This is a genomic window from Aeromonas sp. ZOR0002 (assembly GCF_963866995.1).
Lineage (GTDB): Bacteria > Pseudomonadota > Gammaproteobacteria > Enterobacterales > Aeromonadaceae > Aeromonas > Aeromonas caviae.
In genome coordinates this window covers 13208-14357 of record NZ_CAWMFQ010000154.1, presented here as the reverse complement: position 1 = coordinate 14357, position 1150 = coordinate 13208, and the positions used below count along the sequence as shown (strand labels likewise).

The window sequence follows — 1150 nt, the reverse complement described above, 5'->3', positions numbered from 1 at the left end:
CCCCTGCCGGTCGCACTGGCGGGGGAGCTGGACGCCTTTATCGAATACCTGCGGGTCGAGCGCCAGCTCAGCCCCCATACCCGCAGCAACTATCAGGCCCACCTGGAAGCCATGACCGCCGAGCTGGTGAAGCTCGGGGTCGACGACTGGGCCCGGCTCGAGGCGAGCCAGGTGCGCAGTCTGGTGACCCGGATGCACAAGGGGGGGCTGGCGCCCCGTTCCCTTGCCACCAAGGTGTCGGCCCTGCGCAGCTTCTGCGACTGGCAGGTGCGCCAGGGGCGGCTCACCGCCAACCCGGCGCGGGGCATCGTCACCCCCAAGCAGGGGCGGCCCCTGCCCAAGAACCTGGACGTGGACGAGATGTACCAGCTGCTCAACATCACCGACGAGCAGGATCCGCTGGCGGTGCGGGATCGCGCCATCATGGAGCTGATGTACTCCTCCGGCCTGCGCCTTGCCGAGCTGGTGGGGCTCAACCTCGCGGACGTGAAGCTCGACGAGCGCCAGCTCAGGGTGCTCGGCAAGGGCTCGCGGGAGCGGGTGCTGCCCATCGGGCGGATGGCGGTGGAGTGGTTGCACAAGTGGCTCAAGGTACGCCCCCTGCTGGCCGGTGACGAGGGGGAGGCATTGTTCGTCTCCAAGCGCAGGCAGCGGCTCTCGGCCCGCTCGGTACAGGAGCGGCTCGACGGCTGGGGCAACAAGCAGGCGCTCAATGCCCACGTGCACCCCCACAAGCTGCGCCACAGCTTCGCCACCCACATGCTGGAATCCTCCGGCGATCTGCGGGCGGTGCAGGAGCTGCTGGGGCATGCGGATCTCTCCACCACCCAGATCTATACCCACCTCGACTTCCAGCATCTGGCCAAGGTATATGACAGTGCCCACCCGCGGGCGAAGCGGGATCCGGAAACGCCGGAGGATGAGTGATGTGGTGTGCGATCTGCGGGGATGACAATCTCCACGTCGCCCGGGTCAGGCGGGAGCCCGCAACGCCAGAGGATGAGGAGTAAAGAGGAACAGCCATGCAGTTTTACCGTCGCTGGCAGCCGGTGGCCGCCATCTCGTTCGATCTGGACGACACCCTCTATGACAACGGCCCCGCCATCGCGCGGGCGGAACAGTGGATGCTGGACCACCTGCGCAGCGAATA

Annotated in this window: 1 protein-coding gene and 1 pseudogene; both read left to right on the top strand. The window is 67.1% G+C overall.

Going from position 1 to position 1150, the window contains the following annotated elements; translation table 11 throughout:
- The coding region (gene xerC / locus AACR77_RS09295) for a tyrosine recombinase XerC (RefSeq protein WP_042880982.1) at window positions 1–927 on the top strand (927 nt) is incomplete at its 5' end.
- Window positions 928–1022: 95 nt separating this feature from the next.
- A pseudogene (locus tag AACR77_RS09290) lies at window positions 1023–1150 on the top strand (HAD-IA family hydrolase); the annotation flags it as partial.